At 51.9% G+C, this 17,909-nt stretch carries 15 protein-coding genes and 7 tRNA genes; 5 read left to right on the top strand and 17 right to left on the bottom strand.

What is annotated here, in order from left to right; all coding sequences use genetic code 11:
- Nucleotides 1-88 precede the first annotated feature (88 nt).
- The 12 genes from AAH450_RS09490 to nagB all read right to left on the bottom strand — a co-directional run bounded on the left by AAH450_RS09490 (nt 89) and on the right by nagB (nt 6,938).
- A tRNA-Gln gene (locus AAH450_RS09490) sits at nt 89-163 on the bottom strand.
- 40 nt (nt 164-203) lie between these two features.
- Nucleotides 204-278, bottom strand: a tRNA-Gln gene (locus AAH450_RS09495).
- A 7-nt stretch (nt 279-285) separates the two neighbouring features.
- Nucleotides 286-362 (bottom strand) — tRNA-Met (locus AAH450_RS09500).
- Nucleotides 363-400: 38 nt separating this feature from the next.
- A tRNA-Gln gene (locus AAH450_RS09505) sits at nt 401-475 on the bottom strand.
- A 37-nt stretch (nt 476-512) separates the two neighbouring features.
- Nucleotides 513-587, bottom strand: a tRNA-Gln gene (locus AAH450_RS09510).
- 24 nt (nt 588-611) lie between these two features.
- Nucleotides 612-696: transfer RNA gene (locus AAH450_RS09515), tRNA-Leu, on the bottom strand.
- An 8-nt stretch (nt 697-704) separates the two neighbouring features.
- A tRNA-Met gene (locus tag AAH450_RS09520) sits at nt 705-781 on the bottom strand.
- Nucleotides 782-1,001: 220 nt separating this feature from the next.
- Nucleotides 1,002-2,669 carry an asparagine synthase B gene (asnB, locus tag AAH450_RS09525; protein ID WP_342910000.1) on the bottom strand — a complete coding sequence of 556 codons (1,668 nt, stop codon included), beginning with the start codon at nt 2,667-2,669 and terminating at the stop codon, nt 1,002-1,004.
- A 277-nt stretch (nt 2,670-2,946) separates the two neighbouring features.
- Complete coding sequence (locus tag AAH450_RS09530; protein ID WP_342910001.1) at nt 2,947-3,732, bottom strand: HAD-IIA family hydrolase; 786 nt, start codon at nt 3,730-3,732, stop codon at nt 2,947-2,949.
- A complete protein-coding gene (nagC, locus tag AAH450_RS09535; protein WP_342910002.1) occupies nt 3,732-4,952 on the bottom strand; it encodes a DNA-binding transcriptional regulator NagC in 1,221 nt (406 codons plus the stop codon). The genes AAH450_RS09530 and nagC overlap by 1 nt, the downstream gene beginning before the upstream one ends.
- A gap of 7 nt (nt 4,953-4,959) precedes the next feature.
- Entirely contained in the window at nt 4,960-6,108 is a 1,149-nt protein-coding gene (gene nagA / locus AAH450_RS09540; protein WP_342910003.1) for an N-acetylglucosamine-6-phosphate deacetylase, read from the bottom strand.
- Between the two features lie 29 nt (nt 6,109-6,137).
- The gene (gene nagB, locus AAH450_RS09545; RefSeq protein WP_342910004.1) at nt 6,138-6,938 is read right to left on the bottom strand and encodes a glucosamine-6-phosphate deaminase; all 801 of its coding nucleotides are present in this window, start codon (nt 6,936-6,938) and stop codon (nt 6,138-6,140) included.
- Between the two features lie 337 nt (nt 6,939-7,275).
- Here nagB and nagE point away from each other — a divergent pair, with 337 nt between their 5' ends.
- On the top strand, nt 7,276-9,300 hold the full coding sequence (gene nagE / locus AAH450_RS09550) for an N-acetylglucosamine-specific PTS transporter subunit IIBC (RefSeq protein ID WP_342910005.1): 2,025 nt from the start codon (nt 7,276-7,278) through the stop codon (nt 9,298-9,300).
- A gap of 152 nt (nt 9,301-9,452) precedes the next feature.
- Complete coding sequence (glnS, locus tag AAH450_RS09555; RefSeq protein ID WP_342910006.1) at nt 9,453-11,120, top strand: glutamine--tRNA ligase; 1,668 nt, start codon at nt 9,453-9,455, stop codon at nt 11,118-11,120.
- A gap of 288 nt (nt 11,121-11,408) precedes the next feature.
- Here the strand turns inward: glnS and fur are convergent, their stop codons facing one another.
- The 4 genes from fur to ybfF form a co-directional block, all read right to left on the bottom strand.
- Entirely contained in the window at nt 11,409-11,852 is a 444-nt protein-coding gene (gene fur, locus AAH450_RS09560; RefSeq protein ID WP_318790126.1) for a ferric iron uptake transcriptional regulator, read from the bottom strand.
- Between the two features lie 339 nt (nt 11,853-12,191).
- A complete protein-coding gene (gene fldA / locus AAH450_RS09565; protein ID WP_342910007.1) occupies nt 12,192-12,722 on the bottom strand; it encodes a flavodoxin FldA in 531 nt (176 codons plus the stop codon).
- A 161-nt stretch (nt 12,723-12,883) separates the two neighbouring features.
- Nucleotides 12,884-13,165, bottom strand: coding sequence for a LexA regulated protein (gene ybfE / locus AAH450_RS09570; RefSeq protein WP_306206974.1), 282 nt, complete (start codon nt 13,163-13,165; stop codon nt 12,884-12,886).
- 147 nt (nt 13,166-13,312) lie between these two features.
- Nucleotides 13,313-14,074 (bottom strand): esterase, encoded by a 762-nt coding sequence (gene ybfF / locus AAH450_RS09575; RefSeq protein ID WP_342910008.1) that lies wholly within the window; start codon nt 14,072-14,074, stop codon nt 13,313-13,315.
- 247 nt (nt 14,075-14,321) lie between these two features.
- Between ybfF and seqA the strand changes: the two genes are divergently transcribed.
- Both seqA and pgm read left to right on the top strand, forming a co-directional pair.
- On the top strand, nt 14,322-14,870 hold the full coding sequence (gene seqA, locus AAH450_RS09580; RefSeq protein ID WP_342910009.1) for a replication initiation negative regulator SeqA: 549 nt from the start codon (nt 14,322-14,324) through the stop codon (nt 14,868-14,870).
- Nucleotides 14,871-14,900: 30 nt separating this feature from the next.
- On the top strand, nt 14,901-16,541 hold the full coding sequence (pgm, locus tag AAH450_RS09585; protein ID WP_342910010.1) for a phosphoglucomutase (alpha-D-glucose-1,6-bisphosphate-dependent): 1,641 nt from the start codon (nt 14,901-14,903) through the stop codon (nt 16,539-16,541).
- A 60-nt stretch (nt 16,542-16,601) separates the two neighbouring features.
- Here the strand turns inward: pgm and kdpE are convergent, their stop codons facing one another.
- Entirely contained in the window at nt 16,602-17,282 is a 681-nt protein-coding gene (gene kdpE / locus AAH450_RS09590; RefSeq protein WP_342910011.1) for a two-component system response regulator KdpE, read from the bottom strand.
- Nucleotides 17,283-17,602: 320 nt separating this feature from the next.
- On the opposite strand from kdpE, the gene AAH450_RS09595 reads away from it, so the two are divergent.
- Complete coding sequence (locus AAH450_RS09595; protein WP_342910012.1) at nt 17,603-17,809, top strand: YbfA family protein; 207 nt, start codon at nt 17,603-17,605, stop codon at nt 17,807-17,809.
- Nucleotides 17,810-17,909 lie beyond the last annotated feature (100 nt).

A 17,909-nucleotide genomic window follows, 5' to 3' on the forward strand; every position in this document is an offset into this window, starting at 1 on the left:
ACTCCGCGACGGCATTCCCGCATAAAGCAGTAAGGTCTGCCAGACGCCAGACGCAAAAAAGCCCGCAAAAGCGGGCTTCTTTACTTATTGGCTGGGGTGCAGGGATTCGAACCCCGGAATGCTGGTATCAGAAACCAGTGCCTTACCGCTTGGCGACACCCCAATTGTGGTGTTGCGATCTGCGCTGCAAATCGTCTTTTTTATGGCTGGGGTGCAGGGATTCGAACCCCGGAATGCTGGTATCAGAAACCAGTGCCTTACCGCTTGGCGACACCCCAATAAAATTGGTGGCTACTACGGGAATCGAACCTGTGACCCCAGCATTATGAGTGCTGTGCTCTAACCAGCTGAGCTAAGTAGCCTAATTTTACTGCTTACAACGTTAAAACCTTTCCCTGACTGGCTGGGATACCTGGATTCGAACCAGGGAATGCCGGTATCAAAAACCGGTGCCTTACCGCTTGGCGATATCCCAATGTCCGTTTCAAAGCACAATAACCATCAGAAAAAACTGGCTGGGGTACCTGGATTCGAACCAGGGAATGCCGGTATCAAAAACCGGTGCCTTACCGCTTGGCGATACCCCATCCGTGCAAAGCCGTTTACGGAAATGGTGCGGGAGGCGAGACTTGAACTCGCACACCTTGCGGCGCCAGAACCTAAATCTGGTGCGTCTACCAATTTCGCCACTCCCGCAAAAAAGATGGTGGCTACGACGGGAATCGAACCTGTGACCCCAGCATTATGAGTGCTGTGCTCTAACCAGCTGAGCTACGTAGCCATCTTTTTGCGCGTTACCTTCATCGGCGTTGCGGGGCGCATTATGCGGAGTTGACCTGGAAGCGTCAACAAGTTTTTTCCCGTTTTTGACCTGAAACGTTTTGTTTGACTGGCTTATAACCAGCCTGGCGAATAAAGCAACAAATCCTGAAGGTAATCCACAAATTTCAACGCAATGACGGGCCAGTAAAGGCCCGTTTATTTACCTGTGAAGCTACAGATTACTTATAAGCAGACTGGTGAACGCCTACCGCGCGACCGGAAGGGTCGTCCATGGTTTTGAACGCTTCGTCCCATTCGATAGCTTTTGCCGAGGAGCAAGCCACGGAAGGGCCGCCAGGCACGCATTCTGCCGCACTTGGCAGCGGGAACAGCTCCTCAAAAATTTCGCGGTAGAGATATCCCTCTTTCGAACCTGGGGTGTTGTACGGGAAGCGGAAATGAGCCGTTTGCAACTGCTGGTCAGTGACCTGCTTTGCCGCCACCTCTTTCAGCGTATCAATCCAGCTGTAGCCCACGCCGTCAGAGAACTGCTCTTTCTGACGCCATGCCACGCTTTCCGGCAGGTAGGAGGAGAAACATTCACGCAGGATATGTTTTTCCATTTTGCCGTTGCTGCCGCACATTTTGTCTGCCGGGTTGATGCGCATCGCCACGTCGAGGAATTTTTTATCCAGGAAGGGAACGCGAGCTTCAACGCCCCAGGCTGACATCGCTTTGTTAGCACGTGCACAGTCAAACATATGCAGAGCCAGCAGCTTACGCACGTTTTCTTCGTGGAACTCTTTCGCGTCAGGTGCTTTATGGAAGTAGAGGTAACCGCCAAAGACTTCATCAGCGCCTTCGCCTGAGAGCACCATTTTAATGCCCATCGCTTTGATCTTGCGTGACATCAGATACATCGGCGTGGAAGCGCGAATGGTCGTCACATCATAAGTTTCAATGTGATAGATAACGTCACGGATAGCATCCAGACCTTCCTGCACGGTGAAATGGATCTCGTGGTGCACGGTGCCCAGGTGCTCAGCAACGGATTTCGCTGCCTTCAAATCTGGTGAGCCTTCCAGACCTACCGCAAACGAGTGCAGCTGTGGCCACCACGCCTCGCTCTTGTCTTGATCTTCAATACGCTTGGCGGCATATTTTTTGGTCACGGCAGAGATAATAGAGGAATCCAGGCCGCCAGAGAGCAGAACGCCATAAGGTACATCGGACATCAGGTGGCTTTTCACCGCCTCTTCCAGCGCATCTTTCAGGGCTACGGCATCCGTTTTGTTATGCTCAACCGCTTCATAGCTGAACCAGTCACGCTGCCAGTAACGGTGGATTTCACCATCGGTGCTGGACATGTAGCTTCCCGGAGGGAACTCTTTAATCGATTTGCACACCGGCACCAGCGCTTTCATTTCTGAAGCGACAAACAGGTTGCCGTGCTCGTCGTTGCCCATATAGAGGGGAATGATACCAATATGGTCACGGCCAATCAGCCAGGTTTTCTTCACGCTGTCATAGAGGATAAAAGCAAACATACCTTGCAGATCGTCAAGGAAATCGACCCCTTTTTCCTGATAGAGCGCCAGGATCACTTCACAGTCTGATTCGGTCTGAAATGCGTAACGGTCGCTTAACTCTGCACGCAGCGCCTGGTGGTTATAGATTTCGCCGTTCACCGCTAAAACATGCGTATGGTCAGCGTTGTAGAGAGGCTGTGCGCCATTGTTCACGTCAACGATAGAGAGACGCTCGTGGGACAGGATTGCATGGTCATCGGCATAGACGCCAGACCAGTCCGGGCCGCGGTGACGCATCAGACGGGAAAGCTCCAGCGCTTTCTTACGCAGTTCGACAGCATCGCTTTTGAGATCCAAAACGCCAAAAATAGAACACATAGCTAACTCTCCTACAACATCCCTGAACAGTGATGATCATTGTTAATAAGGAGGGCGACTGTTCCGCCCGATACATAAGAAAATGCTATATCCAGAGGCGATGAGCAAGCATTTTAGCCTTTCTCTGAAAAATAGTCTGTTGCTGTGCGCTAATCTTTAATGGATATGCAACAGAATAAGGTGATTATTAGCGAATCGATAATTTTGCGCGGAAATCGGTTAAATTATGAGCAGAATGCAGAGAATAAAAACCCGACGCTAAGGTCGGGTCAGGAGATCAGATGATATCGATATCGGCGACAGAGGGGTAGATCCAGCTTGGCCGGAATGGCATAGCATCCACATCACTGAGCGTGGAAACGCCAGATAAGACCAGTATGGTTTCCAGACCTGCCTGGAAGCCTGCCAGAATATCGGTACGCAGGTTATCCCCCACAATCACCGTCTCTTCGGAATGAGCCTGCATTTTGTTCAGCGCGGCACGCATAATCCACGGACTGGGCTTGCCCACGTAAAAGGGCTGGCGACCAGAAATTTTCTCTATGCCAGCACAGAGCGCGCCACAGGCGGGAACAAAACCCCTGGCATGCGTATCAGGGTTGGTGGCAATAAAGCGCGCGCCATTTGCCACAAAGTAGGCTGCTTTATGCATCATGTCCCAGTTAAAGGAGCGGGTTTCGCCCACGATAACGAAGTCCGGATTGATATCCGTGATGGTAAAGCCAGCTTTATAAAGCTCATGGATCAGCGCACCTTCGCCCACCACATAGGCCTTTTTCCCTTCCTGACGACGCAGGAAATCCGCTGTGGCCATCGCCGAGGTATAAAATACGCTGTCGGGGAGATCAATTCCTGCTGAAGCAAAACGGTTGGCAAGATCGAGCGAGGTCTGAGAAGGGTAGTTGGTGAGAACCACCAGCGGCATCCCTTTTTCCAGGATACGTTGAAGGAACTCATTCGCACCCGGTACGGCGGTATTGTCATGCATCAATACGCCATCAATATCGCAAATTACATTCTTGATTGTGGCAGTTTCACTGTCCGTCAGGGTCAAAGCGCTCATTAACCTTCCAGTAAATGTTGTAATAAAATGCCGTTAAGCATGGCACGTTTTGCCAGCGCGAACGCACCAATTGCAGAACGATGATCGATTTCTGAGCGTACCACCGGGAGATTTTTGCGGAAAGCTTTCAGAACCTGAGTATTAATACAGCCCTCAATGGCAGCCAGTAAAACTTTATCGGCTTCGGTGATCTCACCGGCAATGACGACTTTTTGTGGATTAAAAAGGTTGATGGCAATGGCAACGGTCTTGCCCAGATGGCGACCTACGTAATCAATGACTTCCACCGCCAGCGCATCGCCGCGATTAGCCGCTTTACAGATTTGATGCATCTGGCACTCATCAAGGGTCAGCGAGCTGGGGTAGCCTTGCGTAAGGAGATGGCGAACCCGGTTCTCGATGGCGCCGTTTGCGGCGATGGTTTCCAGACAGCCAAAGTTGCCGCAGTGGCAGCGCTCACCCAAAGGGTCGACCTGAATATGCCCCAGTTCACCCACGTTGCCGTTGCTGCCGAGGAAAATATGGCCGTTGGCGATGATACCTGCGCCGGTACCGCGGTGTACGCGCACCAGAATGGAATCTGCGCAGTCGCGTGATGCACCGAAATAGTGCTCTGCAAGCGCCAGGCTGCGAATATCGTGTCCGACAAAACTGGTCACGTTGAACCGTTTTTCCAGATTGGCGATCAGTGGCCAGTGGTGCACATGAATATGGGGCATATAGCGGATGATGCCGCTATTCGGGTCAACCAGACCGGGCAGGATCACCGAGATGGCAATCAGCTCCCGCACCTTGCGCTGATGCAGTTCGCTGAAGCTGGCGATGGCGTTAAACAGGGCGTTTTCCAGGGTTTCCTGGGTGCGTTCAGGCAGGGCGTAATCTTCCTGGGCCAGCGACTTTCCGCTTAAATCGAACAGCGTTAATGTGGCATCGCTGCGCCCGAGACGCACGCCGATAGTATGAAAACCGCGGGTTTCGGTGACGATAGAGATAGCGCGGCGGCCTCCGGTAGAGGCCTGCTGATCCACTTCTTTAATCAGGCCGCGTTCTATCAGCTGACGAGTAATTTTGGTGACGCTGGCGGGGGCTAGCTGGCTGTGCTCAGCAATCTGAATGCGCGAAATTGGCCCTTGCTGGTCAATAAGCCGGTAAACGGCTGCGCTGTTGAGTTGCTTAACTAAATCGACATTTCCTATTTGAGCCTGGCCGCCAGTGGTCATTCAGATTCTACTCGCTTAAGACTTCGTCACCATTAACGATAGTCTGGATTATTTTATAGTCACGGGTGAATAGCGTCAGGTTTGCCACTTTGCCCGCTTCGACAGAACCTAACTTCTTCTCCACACCCATAGCCCGCGCGGGGTAAAGCGTTGCCATGCGAAGCGCTTCATCCAGGGAGATACCAACATGTTCAACGCTGTTTGCCACAGCTTCAATCATAGTCAGTGCCGAACCGCTGAGCGTACCCTTCTCATCGACGCAGAGTCCATCGCGATAGTATATTGTTTTTCCTGCGAAAATGAACTGGTCAATCTGCGCGCCGGCGGGGGCGGTGGCATCCGTCACCAGGATCAGCTTTTCACCTTTAATGCGTTTGGCATTGCGGATGTTAGCGTAATGAACATGTAAACCGTCAGCAATGATGCCGCAGTAAACTTCTGGCGAATCAAACAGCGCGCCAATCAGGCCAGGCTCACGTCCGGTGATAGTTGGCATCGCATTGTATAAATGCGTAGCAAAGCTTACCCCAGCCGCAATGCCGCGGCGGGCTTCATCATGGGTGGCATGAGAGTGGCCGGCAGAAATGATAATCCCCGCATCGCTCAACTGACGAATCACCGCAGCATCCACCTGCTCAGGAGCAAGGGTGATTTTTGCAATGACATCCGCATTCTCGCAGAGAAAATCGACCAGCGCCTGATCCGGAGTACGAATCAAGGCCGGATTATGGGTGCCGGGCTTACGGGGGCTTAACCACGGCCCTTCAAGGTGCAGGCCTAAGGCGGTATTGGCATTTTGCGCCAGATAAGCGCGCATAACCTCTACGGCGCGGTGCATCATCTCGTCGGTGCTGGTGATAAGCGTCGGCAGGAAGCTGGTACAGCCCGATTTCTCATTGGCGTGCTGCATGGTGTTCAGCGTCTCTACGCTCAGCGCCGCAAGATCGTCGTTGAACTGCACACCGCCGCAGCCATTAAGCTGTAGGTCAATGAATCCGGGAGCAATGAGTGCGCCACCCACGTCACGCGTGGTGACGCCGGCAGGAAGATCGCTCAGGGCGCAGACGCGCTCAATCAGGCCGTCAGCAATGACCACAGCATGATTATCAAGAACTTCGTGGCCGGTGTAGAGGCGGCCGTGGGTTAAAGCGTACATAATTTTCTCCCGGCTGTTACCGATATGGCTTACAGATTTTTCACGTTTTCCGCTTCCATCTCGCGGAAATATTTAACAGTTTTGACCTTCAGTTCCATGGTGGCGGGTTCGTCACAGACCACTACGGATTTGGCATGAAGCTGCAAACAGCTGATGGTCCACATATGATTCACATTGCCTTCTACGGCGGCCTGTAAAGCCTGTGCTTTCACATGGCCCGTCACCAGAATCATCACCTCTTCAGCGTCAAGCAGGGTGCCCACACCAACGGTCAGCGCATATTTCGGCACCTGATCCACATCGCCATCAAAGAAGCGGGAGTTAGCCACGCGGGTATCATGAGTCAGGGTTTTGATGCGGGTACGGGAAGCCAGCGAAGAAGCGGGTTCGTTAAAGGCGATATGTCCGTCGTTGCCAACACCCCCCATGAACAGATGAATTTTGCCGTAGGAGCGAATCTTCTCTTCATACTCGCGACATTCTGCGTCAATATCCGGGGCATTGCCATTCAGAAGATTGATATTTTCAGGTTGAATATCAACGTGATCAAAAAAGTTACGGTACATAAAACTGTGGTAACTTTCCGGATGCTCTTTTGGCAGCCCGACATATTCGTCCATGTTAAAGGTGACCACATGCTTGAAGCTAACCTGGCCTGCTTTATGCATATCGATAAGGTGCTTGTAAGCTTCCAGTGGCGTTCCACCGGTAGGCAAGCCAAGAACAAAGGGGCGATCGGCGGTAGGGTTAAAAGCATTAATGCGGTTGACGATATGGCGGGCGGCCCATTTTCCGACGTGGGTCGGCGTAGCCAGGGGAATCAGTCTCATGTATCACCTCATATAAGCAAAATTAAGAAGGAGTTCCACGGTCTCTGTGGCGCAGATTGACTAAAGCGTAACGTGTCATGACCGCTATCCGCGAGGGATAAATCCGTGTTAATAATTCGGATCATAAAATAAGTTTGCGTTGATAGCCAGCAGCAGGCGAACAATAGTCTCTATTTTGGTGATAAAAGTCACAAACAGGAGGGTTTTAATTTGCGAAGCGAATTAATTTCTTTTTACACTCCGTGCGTGGTTTTACTGTCATTCAGAAACCAACCAGTCGTGATAAAAAAAGAAAACGACTACTGGCGCCATAACGGGTCTCATAGGGGGAAGGGTAATGTTAAGTTATTTACAAAAAATAGGTAGGGCGCTGATGGTGCCGGTAGCAACGCTGCCCGCCGCCGCCATTTTAATGGGGATCGGTTACTGGCTGGACCCTGATGCATGGGGAGCCGGTAATGCATTAGCCGCTCTGTTTATTAAGTCCGGTTCGGCAATTATCGAAAATATGTCGGTGCTTTTTGCCATTGGTGTGGCTTACGGCATGTCAAAAGACAAAGACGGCGCAGCAGCGCTGACCGGCTTTGTGGGCTTCCTGGTGGTGACCACGCTCTGTTCGCCAGCCGCAGTCTCGATGATTCAGAAAATTCCCGTCGAACAGGTGCCCGCTGCCTTCGGCAAAATCAACAATCAGTTTGTGGGCATTCTGGTGGGGATAATCTCCGCCGAAGTCTATAACCGCTTCAGCCATGTTGAGCTGCCTAAAGCGCTCTCGTTCTTCAGTGGTCGTCGCCTGGTGCCTATCCTGGTTTCGTTCCTGATGATCCTGATCGCCTTTATTCTGATGTATATCTGGCCTCTGATTTTCGGCGGACTGGTAAGCTTTGGTGAAAGTATTCAGAAGCTTGGCTCTGCGGGCGCGGGTGTTTACGCCTTCTTTAACCGCTTACTGATCCCTGTGGGTCTGCATCACGCGCTGAATTCCGTGTTCTGGTTTGACGTGGCGGGTATCAACGATATTCCTAATTTCCTGGGCGGCGCAGAGTCTATCCAGAACGGTAAGGGTATTGTGGGTATCACCGGTCGTTATCAGGCTGGCTTCTTCCCGATTATGATGTTTGGTCTGCCGGGTGCGGCGCTGGCTATCTTCCACTGCGCGCGTCCGGAAAACCGCGCTAAAGTGGGCGGTATTATGTTGGCTGCTGCTTTTGCTTCCTTCTTTACCGGGATCACTGAACCGCTTGAGTTCTCCTTTATGTTCGTGGCACCGGTGCTGTATGTGATCCATGCTGCTTTAACCGGCGTCTCGGTCTTTATTGCCGCAAGCATGCACTGGATTGCCGGCTTTGGCTTTAGCGCCGGGCTGGTGGATATGGTGCTGTCAACGCGAAACCCGCTGGCAACCCACTGGTATATGTTGATCCCGCAAGGGGTAGTGTTCTTTGCTATCTATTACGTGGTGTTCCGTTTTACCATCAAAAAATTCAACCTGATGACGCCGGGCCGCGAGCTGTCGGTCGACGGGGATGAATCTGATGGTTACGACGTTAACGTTGATCACTCCGGAAACAAAGAAACGGAAACTGAATCGCTGGCCCGTCGTTATATTGGCGCTATTGGCGGTTCAGATAACCTGACCCACATTGATGCCTGTATCACGCGTCTCCGTCTTAACGTAAAAGACAGCAGCGCGGTCAACGAATCCGTAGCCAAACGACTGGGCGCATCTGGCGTGATCCGTCTGAACAAGCAGAGCGTACAGATTATTGTCGGCACCCGTGCTGAAACTATTGCTTCCGCCATGAAAACGGTGCTGAGCAAAGGCGCTGTCGCTGCGGCAAGTTCCTCTGCTGCACCAGCGGCACCCGTTGCGGTTCAGGCGGTGCCTGCGGCGGCGAAAGGGATTATCGCAACGCTGGTTGCGCCGGTCAGTGGTGAAGTGGTGGCGCTGGAGCTGGTTCCGGACGAAGCCTTTGCCAGTAAAGCGGTAGGGGATGGCCTGGCGATCAAACCTTCCAGCAGTACGGTGGTTTCTCCTGCGGCGGGAACCGTGGTGAAAATCTTCAACACCAATCACGCCTTCTGTCTGGAAACAGAGAAAGGGGTTGAAGTGGTGGTGCACATGGGCCTGGATACCGTGGCGCTGGGCGGCAAAGGCTTTACCCGTCTTGTTGAAGAAGGTGCGCAGGTTACTGCCGGACAACCCGTTCTGGAAATGGATCTGGCCTTCCTGAATGCTAACGCCCGCTCGATGATCAGCCCTGTTGTGGTCAGCAACATTGAAGATTATACCGGCATCACGCTGGTGGCAGGTGAAACGGTTGTTGCTGGCGAAAGCCGGCTGTATGAAATTAACGGCTAACCTCTGATTGCGTTACAATGACAGGGTGGGAAGCAATTCCCGCCCTTTTTTTATCGTATTCCCCGAACAAACGGTTGTTTCCCTTCCCGGCTTTGTGGATCATACTCCGTTATTTCACGTACTAATTTGATAGCATTACTGAGGAAATTAAGATGAGTGAGGCAGAAGCCCGCCCAACTAACTTTATTCGTCAGATCATCGACGAAGATCTGGCGACCGGCAAGCATGACAGCGTGCATACCCGCTTCCCGCCGGAACCCAATGGTTATCTGCACATTGGCCACGCCAAATCTATCTGCCTCAACTTTGGTATTGCACAAGACTATCAGGGGCAGTGCAACCTGCGTTTTGATGACACTAACCCGGTGAAAGAAGACCTGGAATATGTAGAGTCTATCAAGCATGACGTGCAGTGGCTGGGCTTTGAGTGGTCGGGCAACGTTCGTTACTCCTCTGATTATTTCGATCAGCTGCATCACTATGCGGTTGAGCTGATCAACAAGGGCCTGGCCTATGTTGACGAGCTTAGCCCTGAGCAGATCCGTGAATATCGCGGTACCCTCACAGCGCCGGGCAAAAACAGTCCTTTCCGCGACCGTTCAGTAGAAGAGAACCTGGCGCTGTTTGAAAAAATGCGCAACGGCGGCTTTGCTGAAGGCACCGCCTGCCTGCGTGCAAAGATTGATATGGCCTCCAGCTTTATCGTCATGCGCGATCCGGTTCTCTACCGCATCAAGTTTGCCGAGCATCATCAGACCGGCAACAAGTGGTGCATCTATCCGATGTATGATTTTACCCACTGCATTTCCGATGCGCTGGAAGGGATCACCCACTCACTCTGTACCCTGGAGTTCCAGGATAACCGCCGTCTGTATGACTGGGTGCTGGATAACATCACCATTCCAACCCATCCGCGTCAGTACGAATTTTCTCGTCTGAATCTTGAATACGCCATTATGTCCAAGCGTAAGCTGAACCTGCTGGTAACAGAGAAGGTTGTGGAGGGCTGGGACGATCCACGTATGCTGACCGTTTCCGGTCTGCGCCGTCGCGGTTACACCGCCGGTTCTATCCGCGAGTTCTGCCGCCGTATTGGCGTGACCAAGCAGGATAACATCGTGGAAATGGCCTCGCTGGAGTCCTGTATTCGTGACGATCTGAACGAGAACGCCCCGCGCGCGATGGCGGTGATGGATCCGGTGAAGCTGGTGATTGAAAATCTGCCTGCTAATCATGAAGAGATCATCACCATGCCTAATCATCCGAACAAGCCGGAGATGGGGACGCGTGAAGTGCCGTTCAGCCGTGAAATTTATATCGATCGTGCTGATTTCCGCGAGGAAGCGAATAAGCAGTACAAGCGTCTGGTGCTGGGTAAAGAAGTGCGTCTGCGTAACGCCTACGTGATCAAAGCGGAGCGCGTGGCGAAGGATGAAGAGGGTAATATTACCTGCCTGTTCTGCACCTGCGATACAGAGACGTTGAGTAAAGATCCGGCCGATGGCCGTAAAGTGAAAGGGGTCATTCACTGGGTCTCTGCCATTCATGCCTTACCGGCAGAGTTTCGCCTGTATGACCGTCTGTTCAGCGTGCCAAATCCGGGTGCGGCAGAAGATTTCCTGACAACTATCAACCCTGACTCGCTGGTTATTCGTCAGGGCTTTGTGGAGCCAGGATTGCAGCAGGCAGAAGCCAGCAGCCCGTATCAGTTTGAGCGCGAAGGTTACTTCTGTGCTGACAGCCGATACTCATCTGCCGGTAACCTGGTGTTTAACCGCACGGTTGGCCTGCGTGACACCTGGACGAAAGCGGGAGAGTAGCGCTGCCGGGTTTTCTGCAAGCGACGCAGCCTCAGGGCTGCGTTTTTTTTTGCGCTTTATCAGGGGGTAACACTCTTTATTAGCGACGGGCGTAATAAAAGTCGCAAGAGCCAGCGAGAGCTGGCACCAGCCAGCAGCAGGAAAAGTCAGGGTAGGGAGGGAAATTTTCGCTGGCAAAGGCTTCAGCCGTGCGGAATCGCTCTGACTGATCCAGTTTTTTCACGCGGGCTTTACGGGTTCAGGCAAAAAAAAACCGGTGAAAATCACCGGTTTTTTCAGGAATGCAGATTATTTGTCGTGCAGCGTTTCGTCTTCGCGGCAGTCGCCAGTAGAACAGTGACCATAAAGGTACAAACTGTGGTTACTGAGCTTGATACCATGACGCGTGGCGATATCACGCTGGCGGGACTCGATCGATTCATCTCTGAATTCGATCACTTTGCCGCAGTCCAGACAGATAAGGTGGTCATGGTGATGTTGCTGAGTCAGTTCGAAAACGGATTTGCCACCTTCGAAATTGTGACGGGTAACGATCCCCGCGTCATCAAACTGGTTCAGAACGCGGTAAACCGTCGCCAGACCAATCTCTTCGCCCATATCAATCAGGCGCTTATACAAATCTTCCGCACTGACGTGATGGCCTTCAGGTTCCTGAAGCACTTCCAGAATTTTCAGTCGCGGAAGCGTGACTTTCAGGCCGGCCTTCTTTAATGCGGTGTTATTGTCAGTCATGCGGATATTGTCCTGTTACTTTGCTTGTCACTGTGCGGCTGAAAAGCCCTGAACATCGGTCGACGCAAAACGCCTCATTATAGTACTCACGCTTGGAAATGAACACCTCGGGCGTTGCGAATCTGTAAAGGGAGGTAATGATGATGTCTTTACGTCCGGAAAGCAGGCGCTGGGTTAACATTTCGCTTTGCCATGTTTTTAACAAACATGAAGTAAGCGGGGTGACCGATGGCGATATTCTACAGTTTTGCAGATGAAAGTTATGAAATTGTGCCTATTACTTCTATAGGAAAAATTACAGGCCTGATGTGAGTTACCTCCCACATCAGGCCGTTCTCCTTAAGCTTCCAGAATTTCCTTCAACTGGAGCTCATCGTAAATCTGTTTTACCCATTTTTCAGTACGTTCGCGGGTCAGTTCCGGCTGACGATCTTCATCAATAGCCAGGCCCAGGAAATGCGTGTCGTCAGCAAGTCCTTTGGACGCTTCAAAATGATAACCTTCAGTTGGCCAGTGACCCACGATAACGGCGCCTTTCGGTTCAATGATATCGCGAATGGTGCCCATCGCGTCACAGAAATACTCTGCGTAATCTTCCTGATCGCCACAGCCAAAAAGCGCAACCAGTTTGCCATTGAAATCGATCTCTTCCAGGGTAGGGAAGAAATCATCCCAGTCGCACTGGGCTTCGCCGTAGTACCAGGTTGGGATACCCAGCAGCAGGATATCAAAGGCTTCAAGGTCTTCTTTGCTACTTTTAGCGATATCATGAACCTCAGCCACCTCGTTACCGAGCTGCTTTTGGATCATTTTTGCAATATTTTCAGTATTGCCCGTATCGCTGCCAAAGAAAATGCCTACGAGTGCCATGCGCTTAATAACCTCTTGAAACTGAATTTTAGGGTAACGACTTTACTGCAATTAACGGCAATGATAGCAGACAGCACAAGGGGGATAAATGAGTAATCCGCCAGCTTTTGTCGCTTTGTGCTTCACCAGCAAGAGGTTGAAGAGCCGGGTTTACCCCTTTTTCAACGCTTCTGGCTGGCTAACATCGCCATCACCATCTCTTCTATCAGTTCGCCGCGGCTGATATTTCGCTGCTCGGCAAGCTGGTTCAGGGCATCCACGGCGTCGCTGTTCATTTTCAGCTCCACACGCTTTAACCCGCGCACTTTGTCCCGCTTGAGCTGATTGCGTTTATTGATACGCAGTTGCTCATCACGCGTCAGCGGATTTGTTTTTGGTCGCCCCGGACGACGGTCATCTGCGAACAGATCGATCGTGGTGCGGTCCGTGTTTTCTTTTGCCATAGAATCGTGATACTGAAAGGCTGGAGTTCTGATGGTTCAGGCCTGATGACGGCTGAAATTCGTGCTGCGACAAATTTTAAGCGCGCCATCATACCCCAGTAAAAGTCATGACGACAATGATTTAGGCTGAACGGGATAGATTTGTTTTCACCGCGCAAGAAAACGACGGATTGCGCGTAAAACGGCATCAGGTTTCTCAGCATGAACCCAGTGACCAGCACCGGCAACAACATGCGCCCGCGCGCCGGGAAATTGTGCCAGCAGTGCTTCACGATGCGCGTCAGCCAGGTAGGGGGAAAGCTCACCCCGAATAAACAACGCCGGATGAGACCATGGCGGCAGCGGCTGCCAACCAATAATCCTGTCGTAGTTCTCCCAGAGAACCGGAACGTTGAAGCGCCACTCTCCCTGGTGGAAAGATTTTAGCAGAAACTGAATAACGCCTTCTTCTATTGTCTCTCGCATAAGCGCGGCCGCATCTGAACGGGAGGTGAGGTTTGCGGCGGTGACGGCCTTGAGTGCGGCAAAAATGGCGTCATGATGGCGCTCAGGATAGGCAACAGGCGCCATATCAATCACCACCAGTTTTTCAACCCGCTCAGGCGCGAGCGCAGTGAGCAGCATCGCCACCTTGCCGCCCATTGAATGGCCGACAGCGATAAAGCGATCGATCCCTTCGGCATCCAGCGTTTCCAGCACATCTTCTGCCATGGCCTGGTAAGTCATCTCACTCTCTTGCCCCGATAAGCCGTGGTTACGTAAATCAAGCTGTACCAGCGGATGCTCATCCCTCAGCCCTCTTGCCAATACCGCAAGATTATCAAGACTGCCAAACAGACCATGGATCAACACTACCGGCGATGCGGAGCAGGCGGATTGTTCAGATTGCAGGCGGATATTCAATTTCATAACAAAGTTCTTACTGTTGAAACCAGGGGTTAGGTTATCATAGATTTACTTTTTCCTGCCGTGACGGCCAGATACCGCCCGCCAGAGTTTTTGCGGCATATTCTGACTTTTACCGCTATCAGGGGCTGGCGCTACTCCCCGGCAGGATTTAACTTTATAATCCTCGTGTTAGAGCTGGATGGTCATGCAGGGCCTTTTTCATACCGTGCAAACCGGCTCTTATCAGCAATAATTGTACTGGATCAAGATGAAAACTATTGAAGTCGACGAAGAGCTCTACCGTTATATCGCCAGCCACACTCAGCATATTGGTGAAAGCGCCTCTGACATTTTGCGCCGTATGCTTAAATTTACTGCCGGTCAGAGTGCGCCTGCCGCACCCGTAGCGCCTGCCGCTGTGGGCGGGACGAAAGAGACCGCGTCTGTGAAAGCGGATTCTCGCCCACAGGATCGCGTTCGCGCTGTGCGTGAGCTGCTGCTGTCTGATGAATATGCAGAACAGAAGAAAGCGGTTAACCGGTTTATGCTGATTCTGTCGACTTTATATAACCTGGATCCCAAAGCATTTGCCGCCGCAACCGAGTCTTTACTTGGCCGGACGCGCGTCTACTTTGCAGGCAATCAACAAACACTGGTACAGAATGGCACCCATACCAAGCCGCAACATATTCCCGGCACGCCGTATTGGGTGATAACCAACACCAACACAGATCGCAAACGGAGCATGATTGAACATATCATGCAGTCAATGCAGTTCCCTGCGGAACTCGCTGACAAGGTTTGCGGTACCCTCTAACTGATTAAAAAGCGTCAGGGAGAATCGCCAATGGCCAATCACCCCCGTGCCGGGCAACCAGCCCAGCAGAGTGATTTGATTAACGTTGCACAATTAACGTCACAATATTATGTCCTGCAACCCGATCTGGGTAACGCAGAGCATGCGGTGAAATTCGGCACATCTGGCCATCGCGGCAGTGCAGGGCGTCAGAGCTTCAACGAGACGCACATTCTGGCCATTGCTCAGGCAATTGCTGAAGAGCGCAAAAAGAACGGCATCACCGGTCCCTGCTACGTAGGCAAAGATACCCACGCGCTCTCTGAGCCAGCCATTATTTCCGTACTGGAAGTGCTGGCCGCTAACGGCGTGGATGTTATCGTACAGTTGGATAATGGCTATACGCCGACCCCTGCGATTTCAAACGCTATTCTTGAGCACAACAAAGCGGGTGGCGCGCAGGCCGACGGGATTGTCATCACCCCTTCACATAACCCCCCTGAAGATGGCGGTATCAAATACAATCCGCCAAACGGTGGACCGGCCGATACCAACGTTACCAAAGTGGTGGAAGACCGTGCCAATGCGTTGATTCAGGATGGCCTGAAAGGTGTTAAGCGCATCGCGCTGGACAAAGCCTGGGAAAGTGGCCATCTACAGGAAAAGGATTTGATCCAGCCTTACATTGAAGGCCTGGCGCAAATTGTTGATATTCCTGCTATTCAGAAAGCAGGCCTGAAAATCGGCGTGGATCCGCTGGGCGGCTCCGGTATTGCCTACTGGCAACGTATCGCTGAGTTTTATAACCTGGATTTGACCATCGTTAATGATTCGGTGGATCAGACGTTCCGCTTTATGCATCTCGATAAAGATGGCGTGATCCGTATGGATTGCTCATCAGAAAGCGCGATGGCTGGTCTGCTGGCCTTGCGTGATAAATTCGATCTCGCTTTCGCTAACGATCCAGATTATGACCGCCACGGTATTGTTACCCCGGCGGGTCTGATGAATCCAAACCATTATCTTGCCGTGGCTATCAACTACCTGTTCCAGAACCGGCCACAGTGGGGCAAAGAGGTTGCCGTCGGTAAAACGCTGGTATCCAGTGCGATGATTGACCGCGTGGTAAATGACATCGGCCGCAAGCTGGTTGAAGTGCCGGTTGGCTTCAAGTGGTTTGTCGACGGCTTGTTTGATGGCAGCTTCGGTTTCGGCGGCGAGGAGAGTGCGGGTGCATCCTTCCTGCGCTTTGACGGCACGCCGTGGTCTACCGATAAAGATGGCATCATCATGTGCCTGCTGGCAGCGGAAATCACTGCGGTGACCGGCAAAAACCCACACCAGCACTATGACGAGCTGGCGGAGCGCTTTGGCGCACCAAGCTACAACCGTTTGCAGGCTTCGGCGACTTCCGCACAAAAAGCGGCGCTCTCTAAGCTTTCACCAGAAATGGTTAGCGCTGATACGCTGGCGGGCGATCCCATCACTGCACGTCTGACTGCTGCACCAGGTAATGGCGCATCGATCGGCGGATTAAAAGTGATGACGGAGAACGGCTGGTTCGCTGCCCGTCCTTCGGGTACCGAAGATGCCTACAAAATTTACTGTGAAAGCTTCCTCGGTGCTGAACACCGTGAGCAGATTGAGAAAGAAGCAGTAGAAATTGTCAGTGAAGTGCTGAAAAACGCATAATTGCGGTAATGTCTTATCAAGGCGCTGATTCAGCGCCTTTTTTTATGGTTTCTCGCCAGCTTAAGGCATAAAACGGTAGCCTACGCCCGTTTCGGTAATTAAATGGCGGGGTTGTGCCGGTTTTTCTTCCAGCTTTTGCCGTAAATGGCCCATATAGATCCGCAGGTAGTGGCTGTGCTCAACCGCATTTGGCCCCCACACCTGATTCAACAGCTGGCGCTGGGTCATGACTTTACCAGCATGATTAAGCAGGCTCACCAGCAAACGGAACTCAATGGGCGTCAGATGTAAATCCGTTCCGCCCCGCGTGACGCGTCTGCCCGCAATATCTACCCTGACATCACCAAAAGCGATCTCTTTCGAGGTGGCAGAACTGGAGGTGTCCCGGTTTCGGAGCGCCACACGGACTCTGGCCATCAGCTCCCCGATACCAAAGGGTTTAGTGAGAAAATCATCTGCGCCTGCATCCAGCGCGGCAATTTTATCCTGCTCGTCGCTGCGGGCGGAAAGCACAATAACCGGCATGGTACTCCACTGGCGTACCTCGCGGATAAACTCGCTTCCATCGCCGTCCGGTAAACCCAAATCCAGGATTACAAGATCGGGTTTGCGCGTGGCGGCCTCAATCAGACCCCGTTGCAGGGTATCAGCGTCAAACACGCGCAGCGATTCCCCCTCCAGCGCAATACGCAGAAAGCGGCGGATCTCTTTTTCATCTTCAACGATCAGCACAGTAGTCACGGTTATCTTTTCATCCTGTTGCACTGCCAGCCCGTAGATTCAGACATGGGATTCAATTTACCAAATATGCAGGGTATTGACTGCAAACCTTCTCGCTATCGTTTCCGGAATGGCCGATATCCGGTGAACGAAGGGAGGATGCGTTGAATAATTGTTAACTTTACGGCTGCAATTAACCTTTCTGTAACTTAATTACGCTATAACGGCCAGGTTGCACTTTTTTTCACCAGATTGGTGGTCGGATGAGTAGTAAAATTACACAGTAAGCGCTATTATTTTGCTCAGATAACTTGATGATTATTTCACTTCCTGGAGGGCGTATGCATCTTTACCAGCATTACTCGTTAACCCGAATCGTCCTGCGTCGTGCAGGGGTTCTTGTGGTGGGCCTGCTTGCCTTACCTTTTATGCTGTTTCGCCGCGATCGTGCGCGCTTTTACAGCTATCTGCACCGCATCTGGCTTAAAACCAGCAGTCAGCCTGTCTGGCTGGCGCAGTCGGAAGCCGCCGGTTGTGATTTCTACTAAAAAGTCCCGCTAACGCGGGATTTTTTTTGCCAGAGATCGATCTTTCCTCAGAGACATCGCGCTTATTGGCGAACTTTCAGCTACACTTAAACCTCTACAA

Source organism: Erwinia magellanica, from assembly GCF_039023495.1.
GTDB lineage: Bacteria > Pseudomonadota > Gammaproteobacteria > Enterobacterales > Enterobacteriaceae > Erwinia.